Source organism: Xylophilus sp. PBN-3R (assembly GCF_057747805.1).
Genome location: NZ_CM173225.1, coordinates 807,425 through 823,197, shown reverse-complemented (window position 1 = coordinate 823,197; position 15,773 = coordinate 807,425). Strand labels below are relative to the sequence as shown.

The 15,773-nt window shown below is 65.7% G+C and carries 15 protein-coding genes; 7 read left to right on the top strand and 8 right to left on the bottom strand.

Features of this window, described 5'->3' with window-relative positions; genetic code table 11:
* A complete protein-coding gene (locus AC3ANW_RS03805) occupies positions 1 to 894 on the bottom strand; it encodes a PP2C family protein-serine/threonine phosphatase (protein ID WP_488343874.1) in 894 nt (297 codons plus the stop codon).
* Positions 891 to 1,922: a serine/threonine protein kinase gene (locus tag AC3ANW_RS03800; protein WP_488343873.1), complete on the bottom strand. Its 1,032-nt coding sequence runs from the start codon at positions 1,920 to 1,922 to the stop codon at positions 891 to 893. Before AC3ANW_RS03800 ends, AC3ANW_RS03805 begins: the two co-directional genes overlap by 4 nt.
* Before the next feature lie 119 nt (positions 1,923 to 2,041).
* On the opposite strand from AC3ANW_RS03800, the gene AC3ANW_RS03795 reads away from it, so the two are divergent.
* The 4 genes from AC3ANW_RS03795 to AC3ANW_RS03780 all read left to right on the top strand — a co-directional run bounded on the left by AC3ANW_RS03795 (position 2,042) and on the right by AC3ANW_RS03780 (position 6,310).
* Positions 2,042 to 2,959, top strand: coding sequence for a YicC/YloC family endoribonuclease (locus AC3ANW_RS03795; RefSeq protein WP_488343872.1), 918 nt, complete (start codon positions 2,042 to 2,044; stop codon positions 2,957 to 2,959).
* A gap of 71 nt (positions 2,960 to 3,030) precedes the next feature.
* Positions 3,031 to 3,651, top strand: coding sequence for a guanylate kinase (gene gmk, locus AC3ANW_RS03790; RefSeq protein ID WP_488343871.1), 621 nt, complete (start codon positions 3,031 to 3,033; stop codon positions 3,649 to 3,651).
* A gap of 58 nt (positions 3,652 to 3,709) precedes the next feature.
* Complete coding sequence (rpoZ, locus tag AC3ANW_RS03785; RefSeq protein WP_488343870.1) at positions 3,710 to 3,910, top strand: DNA-directed RNA polymerase subunit omega; 201 nt, start codon at positions 3,710 to 3,712, stop codon at positions 3,908 to 3,910.
* A 135-nt stretch (positions 3,911 to 4,045) separates the two neighbouring features.
* Positions 4,046 to 6,310, top strand: a complete 2,265-nt coding sequence (locus AC3ANW_RS03780; protein WP_488343869.1) for a RelA/SpoT family protein — start codon at positions 4,046 to 4,048, stop codon at positions 6,308 to 6,310.
* A 4-nt stretch (positions 6,311 to 6,314) separates the two neighbouring features.
* Here AC3ANW_RS03780 and greB read toward each other — a convergent pair whose 3' ends face one another.
* Positions 6,315 to 6,890 (bottom strand): transcription elongation factor GreB, encoded by a 576-nt coding sequence (greB, locus tag AC3ANW_RS03775; protein ID WP_488343868.1) that lies wholly within the window; start codon positions 6,888 to 6,890, stop codon positions 6,315 to 6,317.
* A gap of 101 nt (positions 6,891 to 6,991) precedes the next feature.
* Here greB and AC3ANW_RS03770 point away from each other — a divergent pair, with 101 nt between their 5' ends.
* Entirely contained in the window at positions 6,992 to 9,100 is a 2,109-nt protein-coding gene (locus AC3ANW_RS03770) for a response regulator (protein WP_488343867.1), read from the top strand.
* On the opposite strand, the gene AC3ANW_RS03765 is transcribed toward AC3ANW_RS03770, so the two are convergent.
* Both AC3ANW_RS03765 and AC3ANW_RS03760 read right to left on the bottom strand, forming a co-directional pair.
* On the bottom strand, positions 9,097 to 9,765 hold the full coding sequence (locus AC3ANW_RS03765) for a histidine phosphatase family protein (protein ID WP_488343866.1): 669 nt from the start codon (positions 9,763 to 9,765) through the stop codon (positions 9,097 to 9,099). The genes AC3ANW_RS03770 and AC3ANW_RS03765 overlap by 4 nt on opposite strands.
* A 7-nt stretch (positions 9,766 to 9,772) precedes the next feature.
* A complete protein-coding gene (locus AC3ANW_RS03760; protein ID WP_488343865.1) occupies positions 9,773 to 10,606 on the bottom strand; it encodes a carboxymuconolactone decarboxylase family protein in 834 nt (277 codons plus the stop codon).
* Positions 10,607 to 10,714: 108 nt separating this feature from the next.
* On the opposite strand from AC3ANW_RS03760, the gene AC3ANW_RS03755 reads away from it, so the two are divergent.
* On the top strand, positions 10,715 to 11,638 hold the full coding sequence (locus tag AC3ANW_RS03755) for a LysR family transcriptional regulator (protein ID WP_488343864.1): 924 nt from the start codon (positions 10,715 to 10,717) through the stop codon (positions 11,636 to 11,638).
* Positions 11,639 to 11,810: 172 nt separating this feature from the next.
* Here the strand turns inward: AC3ANW_RS03755 and AC3ANW_RS03750 are convergent, their stop codons facing one another.
* Positions 11,811 to 12,683: a DUF429 domain-containing protein gene (locus tag AC3ANW_RS03750; protein ID WP_488345350.1), complete on the bottom strand. Its 873-nt coding sequence runs from the start codon at positions 12,681 to 12,683 to the stop codon at positions 11,811 to 11,813.
* 14 nt (positions 12,684 to 12,697) lie between these two features.
* Positions 12,698 to 13,408, bottom strand: a complete 711-nt coding sequence (gene folE / locus AC3ANW_RS03745) for a GTP cyclohydrolase I (protein WP_488343863.1) — start codon at positions 13,406 to 13,408, stop codon at positions 12,698 to 12,700.
* A gap of 142 nt (positions 13,409 to 13,550) precedes the next feature.
* On the opposite strand from folE, the gene AC3ANW_RS03740 reads away from it, so the two are divergent.
* Complete coding sequence (locus AC3ANW_RS03740) at positions 13,551 to 15,299, top strand: response regulator (protein ID WP_488343862.1); 1,749 nt, start codon at positions 13,551 to 13,553, stop codon at positions 15,297 to 15,299.
* Here AC3ANW_RS03740 and nudB read toward each other — a convergent pair.
* On the bottom strand, positions 15,296 to 15,763 hold the full coding sequence (gene nudB / locus AC3ANW_RS03735; RefSeq protein WP_488343861.1) for a dihydroneopterin triphosphate diphosphatase: 468 nt from the start codon (positions 15,761 to 15,763) through the stop codon (positions 15,296 to 15,298). The genes AC3ANW_RS03740 and nudB overlap by 4 nt on opposite strands.
* Positions 15,764 to 15,773 lie beyond the last annotated feature (10 nt).

Sequence of the window (15,773 nt, the reverse complement as noted above, 5' to 3'; positions counted from 1 at the left end):
TCAGCGGCTGTTGCGCAGCGCGGTACGGCGGATCGCCTCGTTGATCTCGGCGATGGACCGCTCTATGGCGGCGTCGTCGAGTTCATGGTGATCGTGGCGGGCGGCGCCGTCAGAAGGCGCGTCGGCGGCGAACATCTCGTGGCCGATGCCGGCGCGTGAACCGTCCCCGGCAGAGGCTTCCCATTCGAAGGCGACGGCGGTGACATTGTCGCTGGCCGAGCCGGCGCCGCGCAGCGCCCGCTCCACGAGCGTCGGCACCGACTCGGAAACCGCGTGGGCGCTCAGCACCGAAACGATCTCGCATTCGGCCAGCACGCTCCACAGGCCATCGGAACACAGCAGGATGCGGTCGCCGTCTTCCAGCGGCGTGATGCTGGACATGTCGACCATCGGCCGGTTGGGCGAACCCAGGCAGGTGAACAGAACGCTGCGGTTGACCATCTCGCCGGAGTTGGGTTGCACATTGGGCCGCTCGGCATAGGAATGGTCTCGGGTGCGTACCTGCAAAACGCCCTTGCGCACCAGATACAGCCGCGAATCGCCGCAGTGGGCCCAGGTGGCGCAGCCATCCTGCACCACGCAGGCGACCACCGTGGTGCGGGGGCTGTCGGGCATGGAATGGCTGCGCGCATAGTCGACCATCTGGCGATGCGCCTGCAGTACCGCTTCGTCGAGGAAGGCGCGCGGGTCGGTCAGCCGCGGGTCTGCCTTGCGCTGGAACAGCTTATCGAGAGTGTCGAGCGCGATGGCCGCCGCAACGTCGCCCTGGGGATGACCACCCATGCCGTCGGCCACCACGAACAAACCGGCTTCGCGGGTGTAGGAATACCCCATGCGGTCTTCGTTTTTCGGGCGGCCGCCACGGCGGCTGACCTGGAATACGCTGAACTTCACTGCGCAGCCCCGGCGGCACCGGCCGCGGCCGGCGCAACGTCGGCCTTGGGTTTGGTCCTGGCCTTGCCACGGTCGTCGGTCAGCAGGTCGATCTGCAGGCGGATGCGTTCGCTCATCGACAGTCGGGTGTAACGGCGGTCGATCAGGCGGCCGAGTTCCTTTTGCAACGCGAAGACCGACTGAGGGCGCTGCAGCGGGTCGAGCGCCATGCACCAGCGCACCACGTCGAGCAGATGATCGGAATAGACGCCGCGCAGCTTGGAAAGCGAGACCGACAGGCGTTCCTTGGTGATGCGCTGTGGCGCATCGTTGGGTGGTGACCCCTGCATGCAGGCGTACATGCAGGCGCCGACGGCGTAAATGTCGGTCCAGGGGCCGAGCGTGGCATCGCGTTTGTACATCTCGGGCGCAGCGAAGCCGGGCGTGTACATGGGCCGCACGAAGAAAACTTCCTTGTTGAGCACTTCGCGGGCGGCGCCGAAGTCGATCAGCACTGCCTTGTTGTCGTCGGTGATGAAGACGTTGGCGGGCTTGATGTCGAGGTGCAGCATCTTGTGCTGGTGGACGATGCGCAGGCCGCGCAGCACCTCGTCGAACAGCGAGCGGATGGTGGACTCGCGGAACACCTTCTGGCTGTGCTGGTCGCGCGCTGTGATGATGAAGTCCTGGAGGGTGTCGCCCTCCAGATAGTTCATCACCATGTAGACGGTTTCGTTCTCGCGGAAGAAGTTGAGCACGCTCACCACCGAGGTGTGGGAGATCTGCGCGAGCGCCCTGCCCTCTTCGAAGAAGCTCTTCAGGCCGAGTCGGTAGAGGGAGAGTTTTTCGGGTGCTACATAAGGCACCAGGTGGTCGGGGGCACGGCTGGCGAGCGACGAGGGGAGGTATTCCTTCACCGCCACGTTCTGGCCGTCGGGCGCACGGGCCAGGTAGACGATGCCGAAGCCGCCGGCCGATATGCGGCGCACGATGCGGTAACCACCGATCAGCGTATCGGGTGCGAGCGGCGACGGCTTGGTTTTGCTCATGGCGGCAGGCATTGCGGGGCTTGTGACAACGCTGGTTGCGGACGGAGTGGGAAGGAAGCGCTGAAAAAACGCTGTCGGTTCCCGTTATTCTCGGTGCCTCTCAACGATCCAGGAACCTCATGGCAGTCTACAGCATGACCGGCTACGCGAGCGTGCAGCAGGCGCTCGCAGCCACGCCCGCCGACGGTGAAATCAAGGGCGCTCCCGCACGCCGGCTCGGCCTGGAAATCCGCTCGGTCAACAGCCGTTTTCTGGACCTCACCTTCCGTCTGCCGGACGACCTGCGTCCACACGAAGCCGCGATGCGCGAACGCATCACCGCCAAGCTCAAGCGCGGCAAGGTCGAGGTGCGTGCATCCATCGAATCCGACGCCGAAGGCAGTCTGCCCGAGCCATCGCCGCGGCTGCTGCAGAAGCTCAACTCGCTGCAGGACGGCGTGCGCGCCTGGCTGCCGCATGCCAACCCGCTGTCGGTGGCCGATGTGCTGCGGCTGTCGGCCGGAAGCGAAAGCCGCGGCAACGAATCGCCGGAAGTGGTGGTCGCACTGGTCGACCAGGCGCTGGCCGCCATGCTCGAGGCACGCAAGCGCGAAGGCGGCCGGCTGGCCACCATGCTGAAAGGCCATACAGCGCAACTGCGCGCCCTGGCCGAGACGGCGGCGCCGCTGGTGCCGCAACTGGTGGCCCAGCAGCGCCAGCGTTTTATCGAACGCTGGACCGAAGCCATGGCGCTGACCGACGGCGCCACGCTGCCCGAAGCCGCCCAGGACCGCGCACTGTCGGAAGCGACCGCCTTCGCCATCCGCATCGACGTGGCCGAAGAGCTGACCCGTCTGGCATCGCACCTGGACGAGATCGACCGGCTGCTGGCCAAGGGCGGTGAACTGGGCAAACGGCTCGACTTCCTGATCCAGGAACTCCACCGCGAAGGCAACACGCTCGGCTCGAAATCGGCCGCGCTCGAAATGACCCGCATCAGCGTGGACATGAAGGTGCTGATCGAGCAGATGCGCGAGCAGGTCCAGAACCTCGAATGACACCGACGAGGTGCGCGGGGCCGCGGCCCGTGCACAATATCGCCCCACCGCCCGCCTGACATTCGCACCGTATGGATTACCCCGGAAACCTCTTTGTCGTCGCAGCTCCCAGCGGGGCCGGCAAGTCGAGCCTCGTCAAGGCTCTCATGGAAGTGGATTCGGGCGTGCAGCTGTCCATCTCGCACACCACCCGGTCGCCACGCGGCCAGGAAAAACACGGTCGCGAGTACTTCTTCGCGTCGGATCCGGAGTTCGACGCGATGATCGAGAACAAGTCTTTCGTCGAATGGGCCAACGTGCACGGCCGGCGTTACGGCACCAGCAAACGGGCCATTGAGGAACGGGTTGCCGAAGGCCAGGACGTCATCCTGGAGATCGACTTCCAGGGCGCGGTGCAGATCCGCAAGACGTTCGCCAATGCGATCCTGGTGTTCATCCTGCCGCCCAGCTGGGAAGAACTGCGTTCCCGGCTTGAACGACGCGGCGAAGATGCGCCTGACATCATCGAACTTCGTTTGAAGAACGCCGCGGTCGAGATGGCCCAGGCATGCAAATTCGACTACGTTATAATCAACGAGTTATTCGAGCGTGCGCTCTTCGACCTGAAGGCCGTGGTGCATGCACAGCGCCTCAAGTTTGCTTCGCAGCGCCGCGCACGCGCAGACACCTTCCAGTCACTCGCGATCTGCTGATCACCGGCGCACTGTCCGGGCCTTGTCCGCCCTTCACCCCTTTCCTCGAGAGCTATTCATGGCCCGCATCACCGTCGAAGATTGCCTTGAGCAAATCCCCAACCGTTTCCAGCTGGTGCTGGCCGCGACCTATCGCGCACGCATGCTGAGCCAGGGCCATGCTCCCAAGATCGAAAGCAAGAACAAGCCGGCGGTCACCGCCCTGCGCGAAATCGCCGAAGGCAAGATCGGCATCGAGATGCTCAAGCGCGTTCCGTGAGACGCCCCGGCCCTGGCCGCACCCAAAAAAGCACCGCGCCGCGGTGCTTTTTTGTTCTGGAGCGGTGATATTGCCTGCACCCGCCTTGTTGCATTGCGAGACGCAGGGACATACCCATCGCGTTAAAGTGAACCCATGAGCGCGGTACCCCAATCGACCGTTCCACCGTCAGGCCTCACGGCCCCTCCGGTGGCGCCACACGCGGCCGCTGCCAATGCGGCCGCTGCCAGTTTTGCATCGCTCACCGCCGAATTGAGCTACCTCGCACCTGCAGAAATCGAGCAGGTACGTCTGGCCTACCGCTTCGCCGACGCTGCCCACCTGGGGCAGATGCGCAATAGCGGCGAGCCCTACATCACGCACCCCATTGCGGTGGCTACCCTGTGCGCCACCTGGAAGCTCGACGCGCAGGCGCTGATGGCAGCACTGCTGCACGATGCAATGGAAGACTGCGGGGTAACCAAGGCCGAGCTGATCGAACGCTTCGGAAGCACCGTGGCCGAACTGGTCGACGGGCTCACCAAACTCGACAAGCTCCAGTTCAACACCCGCGAAGAGAACCAGGCCGAATCCTTCCGAAAGATGCTGCTGGCCATGGCGCGCGATGTGCGGGTCATCTTGGTCAAGCTGGCCGACCGTACCCACAACATGCGCACCATGGGCGACATGCCGCGGGCCAAGTGGGGCCGCATCGCATCCGAGACCCTCGAGATCTACGCACCCATCGCGCATCGCCTGGGCCTGAACCTCACCTACCGCGAACTGCAGGACCTGTCGTTCCGCTACCTGCACCCCTGGCGCCAGGCGACGCTGGCCAAGGCCGTGGCACGCGCCCGCAGCCGCCGGCGCGACCTGCTGGTCAAGGTCAAGGCCGATGTCGAAAGCACCTTTGCCGCCGCCGACATGCAGATGCACATCGACGGCCGCGAGAAGACGCTCTATTCCATCTACTGCAAGATGACCGACAAACACCTGAGTTTTGCCCAGGTGACCGACATCTACGGCTTCCGTGTCATCGTGCCGGGCGTGACCGACTGCTACACCGCGCTGGGCCTGCTGCACCAGATGTACAAACCGGTGCCGGGCCGATTCAAGGACCATATCGCGATCAGCAAGGTCAACGGCTACCAGTCGCTGCACACCACGGTGGTGGGGCCTTCGGGCATCAACATCGAATTCCAGATGCGCACGCAGGAAATGCATGTGGTCGCCGAATCCGGCGTCGCCGCGCACTGGATGTACAAGGCCGACGACAACGCCAATGCCTCCGAACGACTGGGCGCGCAGTGGCTTCAGTCGCTGCTTGACATCCAGTACGAAACCCGCGACGCAGCCGAGTTCTGGGACCATGTCAAGGTCGACCTGTTCCCCGACGCGGTCTATGTCTTCACCCCCAAGAGCCAGATCATGGCGCTGCCGCGCGGCGCCACGGTGGTCGATTTCGCCTATGCCATCCACACCGACGTGGGCGACCGCACGGTGGGCGCCCGCATCAACGGTGAGCAGGTCACCCTGCGCACCGAACTCAAGAACGGCGACGTCATCGAGATCGTCACCGCGCCCGGCTCGCGCCCCAACCCGGCCTGGCTGGGTTTCGTGCGCACCGGCCGCGCCCGCTCCAAGATCCGCCACTACCTGAAGACACTCGAGCAGACCGAATCGCAGGACCTGGGCGAGAAACTGCTGCACCAGGCCCTGCGCGCCGAAGGCATCGGCGAACTGCCCGAACGCACCCCTGAATTCCAGATGGTCTGGGACAAGCTGCTGCGCTTCACCGGCAGCCGCGATCCGGATGAATTGCTGACCGACATCGGCCTTGGCAAACGGATCGCCAGCATCGTGGCCAAACGCCTGGTGGTGCTACTGGCAGAGCTGGGCGCTCGGCCCGACGCGCTGATGCTGACCCGCGAACGTTACACGTCGCACGAACACATCTCGCAGGGCGCGGTGATCCTGGACGGCAGCGAGACCGGTTCGGTGCAATACGCCAAGTGCTGCCGGCCGGTACCGGGCGACGAGATCCTGGGTTACCTGGGTCGCGGCGAAGGGCTTACCGTGCACCACGCGCAATGCGCGGTGGCTTCGCGCCTGCAATACAAGGACAGCGAACGGTTCATCCCGGTGGCCTGGGCCGATGAATGCACACGGCTCTTCGAGACCGGCATCGTGGTCACCGTCACCAACCGCAAGGGTGTGCTGGCGCGGGTTTCCGCCGAGCTGGCACGCGCCGAGGTCGACATCACCCATGTCGACATGGGCGACGAGGCGGGCCTCGACACCACCGACCTGCGTTTCGTGATCGAGGTGCGCGACAGCGCCCACCTCGAAGCCGCCATGCGCAACCTGGCGCGTACCTCGTCGGTCCTGCGGACCCGCCGGGTCCTTCCGCAGCCGGCCTGATCGCCTATTCGGCCGCAAGGGTCGCTGGTGGATACGAAACCGCCAGCACTTCGATTTCCTGCGTGCCCTGCGGTGTCGCCAGCTTCACCACGTCACCTTCGCGCGCCTTGACCAGCGCCCGCGCGATCGGTGAAACCCAGCTCACCTGGCGCAAGGCGCTGTTGGCCTCGTCGATGCCGAGGATGGTCACCACCTGTTCGTCGCCGCTGGCGTCGGCGTAGGTGACGGTGGCGCCGAAAAACACCTGGTCGCTACCAATATGCACGCTGGAGTCGACCACCTCGGCAATCTCCAGCCGGCGTGTCAGGAAACGGATGCGGCGATCGATCTCGCGCAAACGTTTCTTGCCGTACAGGTAGTCGCCGTTCTCCGAACGATCGCCGTTGCTGGCGGCCCAGTGCACGATTTCCACGATCTTCGGCCGCTCATCGTCGATCAGGCTGAACAATTCGGCACGCATGACGTCGTAACCCTTGCGGGTCATGTAGTTCTTGCTGCCGGCAGGCAATGGCGGCAGGCCACCTTCATCGTCGTCGTCTTCGGGCGCGTTGTCTGTTTCGCGGGTAAAGGCCTTGCTCATGGAGCGACTGTGCCACGGTCTGACAGCCTCTTCATTGCAGATCGATACAGTTGGATCACCGTGTTGTAATCCTTGGCAAAGGTTCACAACCTCCCCATCGCATGCCCGCACCCTCCGCCGTTTCTTTCCTGACCACCCGCGAAGCCATGGCCGAACAGGTAAAGGGGTTCGACTGGGCAGCCAGCGCATTCGGCCCGATGGACCTCTGGCCGGCGCACCTGCAGACCGCCGTCGCCATGGTGTTCGATTCGCCGCAGCCCATGCGGCTGACCTGGGGTCCGCAGCGGCTGATGGTCTACAACCACGGCTACGCGGACATCCTGGCGCACCGGCATCCGGCAGCCTTCGGCAAGCCGATGGAGCAGGTCTGGGGCGAGGTCTGGCCGATTGCCGGACCCAGCCTGGACCGGGTGTTCGCAGGAGAAAGCCTGTACCTGCAGGACGTCGCCTACTCCATAGAACGCAACGGCCAGCAACAACACATCAACGTCACCTTCACCTATCTGCCGGTACGCAGCCCGGACGGCGCCATTGACGGTGCGCTGTGCCTGTGCGTCGAAACCACCGCCCAGGTGCAGGCCGTGCGTGAGCAGTCGGCCCAGAACGAGCGCCTGCAGGCCTTGTTCGACCAGGCACCCAGCTTCATGGCGGTGCTGCGCGGGCCCGAGCATCGTTTCGAACTGGCCAACGCCGCGTACCAAAGGCTGGTGGGCCGCAACCCGCTCGGCCTGCCGGTGCGCACGGCTTTGCCGGACATCCAGGGCCAGGGTTTCTTCGAGCTGCTGGACCAGGTCTATCGCACCGGCCGGCCCTACCTCGGCAGCGCGGTGCCGATCGACCTGGCACCGACGCCGGGCAGTCCGCCGCAGCGGCGCATGCTCAACTTCGTCTACCAGCCCATCCGGGATGCGGACGATTCCATCACCGGCATCTTCGTCGAGGGTTACGACGTCAGTTCCGAACATCGCGCCACCGAGTCGCTGCGGCAGCTCGCGGAAACCCTGGAACAGCGGGTCGACGAACGCAGCCGCGACCTGGCCGTTGCCGAAGCCCAGTTGCGGCAGTCGCAGAAGATGGAAGCCATCGGCCAGCTGACCGGCGGCATAGCCCACGACTTCAACAACATGCTGCAGGGCATCGTCATGCCGCTTCAGCTGATCCAGCGCAAGGCGCTCAGTGGCAGTGTCGCCGACGTGGATCGTTATGTGGCCGCCGGACTGGCTTCGGCGCAGCGCGCCGCCGCACTGACCCAGCGCCTGCTGGCTTTCTCGCGTCGGCAGCCGCTGGACTCCCGCCCTACCGACCTGGCCCTTGCCTTGGCGGGTCTCCAACCGATGCTGGCCACCACGGTCGGCGAAAACGTGGCCCTGCAGGTCGATGTCGAGCCCGACCTGTGGCCGGCCGTCACCGACCTGCACCAGTTCGAGAACGCGGTGCTCAATCTGTCGATCAACGCACGTGACGCCATGCCGGACGGCGGCAACCTGTCCATCCTGGCCGAGAACGTGACGCTCAGCCAGCGCGCCGTGGCAGGCGTGCAGGGGCTGCTGGCGGGTGACTACGTGCGTGTGGTGGTGCGCGACACCGGCGTGGGGATGGCCGAGGACGTTCTGGTCAAGGCCTTCGAGCCCTTCTTCACCACCAAGCCGCTGGGACAGGGCACCGGGCTTGGCCTGTCGATGATCTACGGTTATGCGCGGCAGTCGGGCGGTTATGTGGCGCTGGACAGCGAACCCGGCGCAGGCACCGTGGTGCGGCTGTACCTGCCGCGCAGCATCGACGAGGAAACCCTGGTTCCGGTGCCCGACTATTCCATCGCCCTGCCCCACATCGGCCCGGTCGCGCGACGTGAATCGGTGCTGGTGGTCGAAGACGACGACACGGTGCGCAACCTGGTGGTCGAACTGCTGCGCACGGAAGGCCTGCAGGTGATGGAGGCGGTATCAGGCACCGAGGGCATGCAACTTCTGTCCGGTGCGCTGCGTTTCGACCTGCTGCTGACCGACGTCGGACTGCCCGGACCCAACGGCCGGCAACTGGCCGACTACGCACAGGAAAAACTGCCCGACATCCGCGTGATCCTGATGACGGGATATGCCGAACAGGCCTCCATGCGCTCGCATTTCCTGGGCGAAACCATGCAGCTGCTGGTCAAGCCCTTCGGCACCGAACAGCTGCTGGCGAAGGTGCAGGACGCCCTGGCGTCCTAACCGCCGCAGCGCTCGCGGGCCAGGCGGGTCTGGTCGTACACCGGCTGCTGCGGCAGGCCTTCGAGATGGGCGGTATCGGCCCACACCAGCAGCTCGATGCGGCCGTCCGCGGCCACTCGTATGCGGTTGAACCCGGCGTTGGGAATTTCGGCCAGCCGCGGGCCGTCGAGGCTCAGGGCGCGAGCGGTACGGAACACCATGTCCAGCACCCCGCCGTGGGTGACGACCAGCAGTGTCTTGCCGACATGTGTGGCGGCCAGCGCCCGCAATGCGGCCATGCTGCGGGTGTGGAACTGGCGCGTGCTTTCGCCGCGCTCGAAAGACTGGTCGGCCTGGAAGGATGTCCAGCGGGCCCAGTCGTCGGGGCGCTGCTGTCGGATTTCCGCCGAAGTGAGACCTTCCGCAATACCGAAACACTGCTCGCGCAAGCCCGTGTCGGTGGCGACGGCCAACCCCAACTGGCCGGCCGCCGGCATAGCCGTCTGCAGCGCGCGCTGCAAGTCGCTCGAAACCACCGCATGCACCGCCTCGGCCGCCAACCGGCTCGCCAGCCGTTCGGCCTGGGCCAGCCCGACGGCGTTGAGCGGGATATCGGCCTGCCCCTGGAAACGCATGGCGCGGTTCCAGTCGGTTTCGCCGTGGCGGATCAGGATGACGTCGGACATGACTCCATTATCCAGGCCGCTGATCACGCTCCGCCAGCACCTCGCGAGCAATCGTCATGCCGTTGATGGCCGCCGGAAATCCCGCATACGCGGCGATGTGCATCAGGGCCTCGACCATCTGCTCACGGCTGCCGCCGACATTGAGGAAACCATGCAGATGCACCCGAAGCTGCGCTACGCCGGTGCCCATGGCCGCCAGCGCGGCGATGGTGACCAGCTCCCGCTCGAGCAAGCCCAGGCCGGGCCTGGTGTACACATCACCGAAGGCGAACTCGATGATGAAACGACCCAGGTCGGGCGCCACTCCGGCCAGAGACGCGATCACCGCCTCTCCTCCGTGGCCGTCGACCTGCTGCAAGGCTTTCCAGCCTTCCGCGAACCTGTCCCGCGTGCAACTTTCGGCGAACACCGAGTCGGCCGCAAGCGGCGCCAGGCCCTTTTGCAGCAGGATCTCCTGCACCACAAATATGGCGTTGAGAGCGGCGGGGAACCCGGCATAGACCGCCAGGTGAACCATCGTCTCCACCACCTCGAGGGGCGTGCAGCCGGCCCGCAGCGCGCCTCCGACATGGAACTTCAGCTGCGGCCTGGCATGACCCATCGCGGCCAGGGCGGCGATGGTGACCAGCTGCCGATGGCGAAGGTGGAGGTCCGGACGCCCGTACAGCCGGCCATAGACAAAACTCACGACCATGGTGCCCAGCCCGGGCGCGATGTCGGCCAGCGCTTCGAGGATGGAGGGTGGCGAACATCCTTCGAGGTTTTCCAGTGCATGCAGGCCGCGTCGGTAATCGGCGGCGTCGGTCGTTTCGGTCTTATCGGTCATGTCGGTTGCATTCATGTCGGCTCCGCAAATTGAGTGTCCGTCCACCGTAGCCAGCACCGCTGTCCTGCGCCAATGTCTCTTTTGCTGATACCTTTGCAGCATCAGACATCTGCAGGGCCGCCCTTGACCAACCGACTGAACCTGCGCCACCTGAACAGCTTCGTGGCGGTGGCGGAGGAACTGAATTTCCGGCGCGCCGCCGACCGCCTGGCCATGACACAACCGCCGCTCAGCCGGCAGATCCGGGCGCTGGAAGACACGCTGGGCGCGCCGCTCTTCGTCCGTAACCGGCAGGGCGTACGGCTGACCGAGGCCGGCCGGGCGTTCCTGCCCGATGCCAGGAAACTGCTGGAGGACTCGCGGCAGGTCGTCCGCCGTTTCAGCCCGTCGCCATCGGCATCGCGCAGCGAAATCACGCTGGGCGTGACCACCTCGGTGGACGTCGGCCTGTTTTCGTGGGTCGGCGACGAATTCATGCGACGGTTCGCGCCCCTGGGGCTGCAGGTGCGGCGGCAGATATCGGCCCACTGCGTGCGCGACCTCGACAACGGCTCACTGGATGCAGCGCTGGTCGGCCTGCCCGCACGTGCCGACGGCCTGCAGGTGGAGGCTCTTTTCGACGACCCGCTGATGGCATGTCTGCCATCGGGCCACCCGCTGGCACGCCAACGCAGCGTGCCGCTGATCGGCCTGCAGGACGACAGGCTGTTCTGGTTCGCACGCCGGCTGAACCCGACATTCCACGACTACTGCGAACGCATCTTCAGGACGCTCGGCTACGCGCCGGAGCGGCTGCCCGAACCTACCGACCACGCGGCGCTGCTGGGGCTGGTAGCAGCCCGCCAGGGCGTGGCGCTGGTGCCGCGGTCGCTGACGAAGGTCAGGCGACGGGGCGTGGTGTTCAGGCCGATCCTGGAGTCGGAACAGCTGAAAATCCGCATCGGCCTGGCCGTGCGCAACGGTACCGTGGCGCCAGAGGTTCAGGCCCTGGTCGACCTGATCAAAGCGGGACCACCCGCAGGTGGCGACGACAAGCCGCGTCGATGAAAGGCCCACCGACACGGGCCCAGCCTTCGCCGGGCGACGCCTGCGCACACGCTTCGCGCCCGTCGACCTTGCTGCGCCATTCGTACCAGGGTGCAGGCGCCGCCTGCGACAGGCCGGCGAGGCATGACAGGACAAGCGGCACGAGGCAGTGGAAACGCGGCATGCGTCGAGCCTAGACCGGAGCGGCAGGGCCTGGCAACGGCGCGCCGACGATCCAGCCTTCGAGCAGATCCACCTCGGCCGGCAGCCCGTAACGCGGGGCACCGGCCGCATGGCGCCCGGCAGCCCAGGCTGCCTGCAGCAGGCATAGCACGGCGTCCAGGCTGTCGCCGCTGGCGTCGGCCACCAATGTGTCGTGCTGGGCCATGCGCAGCTTCAGCCGCAGGCCACCCAGCAGGGCCACCGTGCTGGCCGCACCGGTTTCCAGTGCGGCCAGCAGATCCTTGCGGGCGATCAGCCGGTCGGCGGTCTGCTTGGCCTTGTCGTCGCTCTTGTAGCTGCGACGGCCCAGGACGGCCCGCGCCAGCAGGCCGGGGTAGGCTTCGAGCGCCACCTTTTCCGCCTCACCCTCGTGCGGCTGCACACCCGCCAGGTGGGCACCGGCGGCACGCAGCAGCGGCACACCGGCATGCAGCATGAAGGCCACCGGCGGATTGACCCACTTCATCGACGGGCTGGAACCGGCCGGGCCGTCGGTCAGGCGATGGGCGAACTTGCCGCCGACCGGCCGCGCATCGCAGAAGGCGGCGAAGGTGTCGCGGATCTGATCGCGCGAGAGGCGGGCGTAATAATCCATGCTGGCAGCCCATTCGAGCGGCCAACCCAGCGATTCGAGCAGCGGCCGAGGCAGGCCGAACGGCAGGTCGAATCCGCCTATCCATCGGCCGGGCGCCGCGAGCCAGGCCGCGAAGCCGTCCAGGGTTTCGAAGCGATCCAGGCCGTCGAGCAGCACCTGCGAGCCGCGCAATTGGCCGCGCGCCACGACGATGGGTTTTCGTTTGCCGGGGGCGCTTGAAAAGTCGCAGCCGAACAGCTGCGACTGCATCGAAGGCGAAATGCTCAACGCGGAATCAGCGAGAGGAATTCCCGGCGCAGCGCGGTGTCCTTCAGGAACTGGCCGCGCATGACCGAGTTGATCATCTTGCTGTCGTTTTCCTTGATGCCGCGCCAGGACATGCAGAAGTGGCTGGCCTCCATGACGATGGCGAGGCCGTCCGGCCGGACCTTCTTCTCGATGACGTCGGCAAGCTGCACCACCGCTTCTTCCTGGATTTGCGGGCGGTTCATGATCCAGTCGACGATGCGGGCGTATTTCGACAGTCCCAGCACGTTGGAACTGACGTTGGGCAGGATGCCGATCCAGATGCGCCCCATGACCGGGCAGAAATGGTGGCTGCAGGCGCTGCGCACGGTGATGGGGCCGACGATCATCAGTTCGTTCAGCCGTTCGACATTGGGAAATTCGGTGATGCGAGGCGCCTCGACATACCGGCCGCCGAACACTTCCTTGACATACATCTTGGCTACGCGCCGCGCGGTGTCGGCCGTGTTGTGGTCGTTCTCGGTGTCGATCACCAGGCTGTCGAGCACCGACTGCATCTTGCCCTGCACCTCTTCGAGCAACCGGTCCAGTTCTCCCGGCTCGATGAATTCCGCGATGTTGTCGTTGGCATGGAACCGGTGTTTCGCCGCCAGCAGCCGTTCACGGATCTTCACGGATACCGGCGTGCCCTCGTCTTGTGGAGAAAGTGCGGGTTGGTCTGCAGTCATGGAGTCATCGGCCTTCTGTAGCATCCGCGGATGTTATCCGCTAGCCATTTGGCTTGCAGCATGCATGGGCATGGGCTTTGCTTGAAGCGAATGCAGCCCTTGCCAGCCCCGACCTGCGCCGCCCGAGAATCCTGCGAGAGCCATGAACAACCCCGTCCTCCAGCCCATTTCCGAATCCCGTGCGCTGGTCATCGACGGCAATCCGACGTCACGCAGCATCATCGTCTCGCAATTGCGCGACTACGGCGTGGGGCGGGTGGCGCAGGTGCATCGTGTGATCGATGCCCGCATGAAACTGGAGCACACGCAATACGACTTCGTGTTGTGCGAACAGCAGTTCCACGACGGCGCGCAATCGGGCCAGGGGCTGCTCGACGACCTGCGGCGGGCCCAGTTGCTGCCGTTCTCGACCGTGTTCTTCATGGTCACCAGCGAAGCCTCCTATTCCAGCGTGGCAGAAGCGGCCGAATCGGCGCTCGACGGTTACCTGCTCAAGCCCTTCACCGCCGCCACCCTGTTCGACCGCCTGCACGTGGCGCGCTTGCGCAAGGCTCACCTCAAACCCATCTTCAGCGCCATCGAGGCGTCGGACTTCAGCGGCGCGGCCGCGCTGTGCATCGATCGTTTCCGCAGCCGGGGGCCGTACTGGCTGTACGCCGCCCGCATCGGCACCGAACTTCTGCTGCGTACCCAGCGCCACGAAGAGGCTCAGGAACTGTTCGAAGCCGTCATCGCCGCCAAGACCCTGCCCTGGGCAAAGCTCGGCGTGGCGCGCGCACAGATGGAAGCCGGCCACACGGTGCGTGCGCTCAACACGCTCGAACGCCTGACCGGCGAAGACACCAGTTTTGCCGATGCCTACGACGTGATGGGCAGCGCCCAGGTCGAACTCGGCAAGTTCGACGAAGCCCTGCAAACCTACAAGCTGGCCGCCGAGCTCACGCCGGGCTCGGTGGTCCGGCTGCAGAAGTACGGAATGATGGCGTACTACATGGGCGACCGCGAGACCGCTGCCAGGATGCTGTCCAAGGCCGCCATCGTGGGCGGCGACTCGAAGATGTTCGATGCGCAGTCGCTGGTGTTGCTGGGGTTCTCCTGTTTCCAGCAAGGCGACCGCAAGGGACTGGACCGCTGCATGTCCGACTTCGCGCGGCTGCGCGAGAAGGCGCCGGACGACACCCGGCTGAAACGTTTCATAGCCATCGTCGGCGCGCTGCAACTCATCCGTGCCCGCCAGTTCGGCGCGGCGGTCGAATCGGTTCGCGAGCAGGCTGCCGAACTCCGCACACCGGGATTCGACTTCGAGGCCGCCTGCAACCTGGCCGGCCTGCTGGCCGTGCTGGCGGCCACCTCGATCGAACTCGACGAAGGCAGTCGCTGGGTGGACGAACTCGGCCTGCGCTACGCCAGTTCGCGCAGCCTGGGCGAACTGCTGGCCAGCGCCAGCGTCGCCCATCCGCCCAATGCCGAGGTGCTGCGGCTGAGCCACGCGCGCATCAACAAGATGGCCGAAACCGCCATGGCGCTCAGCCTCGGCGGCGACCCGACCGGCGCGGTGCTCGGGCTGATCGCGGCAGGTCGCAGCACACTCAACGGCAAGCTGGCCGATATCGCCCAGCAGATGCTGACCCGTCATATCGCCAAGATCGACGATCCAGAGCCGCTGCGGGAACAGGTCGAGATGCTGCGCAAGGCCTGCGGCGCGCAACCGCGGCGCGCGGCCCTGTCGCAGGACCGGCACCGGCAGCCGGGCGGACTCAGCCTGCGCGTGCCGGCACCGGCAGCAGAGGCGGTGACGGTCACACCACCGGAGCCGGTCGGGTCCGCAGCGCCGACCGGGCAGCCGGAAGCGCCTGAACCCACGGTGCCGTCGGCACCGGTTCCGGTCTAGACGGCCTGGCGGCGGCCGGCAAAAGCCGGCAATTGCAGGATGGCCTCGGCATTCGACGGCGAAAAGCAACGCTCAGCAGCCTCGCGCCAGGGCAGCCAGACGCTGTCGACATGCTCGCGCGGACTGAGCTTGACCGGCAAGATCGCCGGCACCCGCAGACCGAACAGATGCTCGGTGTTCTGCGTCACCCCCTCCGCATAACGATGGCGCCACTGCGGATAGATGGTGTAGACGTTTTCAAGCTGCCAGTCGGTCAGCACATGGCCGGACGATCCGGTGTCGATGCCGGTTTCCTCGAACACTTCACGGACGGCGGTGGATTCGAAGGACTCCTCCGGGAAATCCTTCGAACCGGTGACCGATTGCCAGAAACCCGGCGAATCGGCGCGCTCGATCAGCAACACATCGAGCGCGTCGGTGTGGATGACCACCAGCACCGACTGCGGGATCTTGGGCGGCTTCAAGCCACCGCCC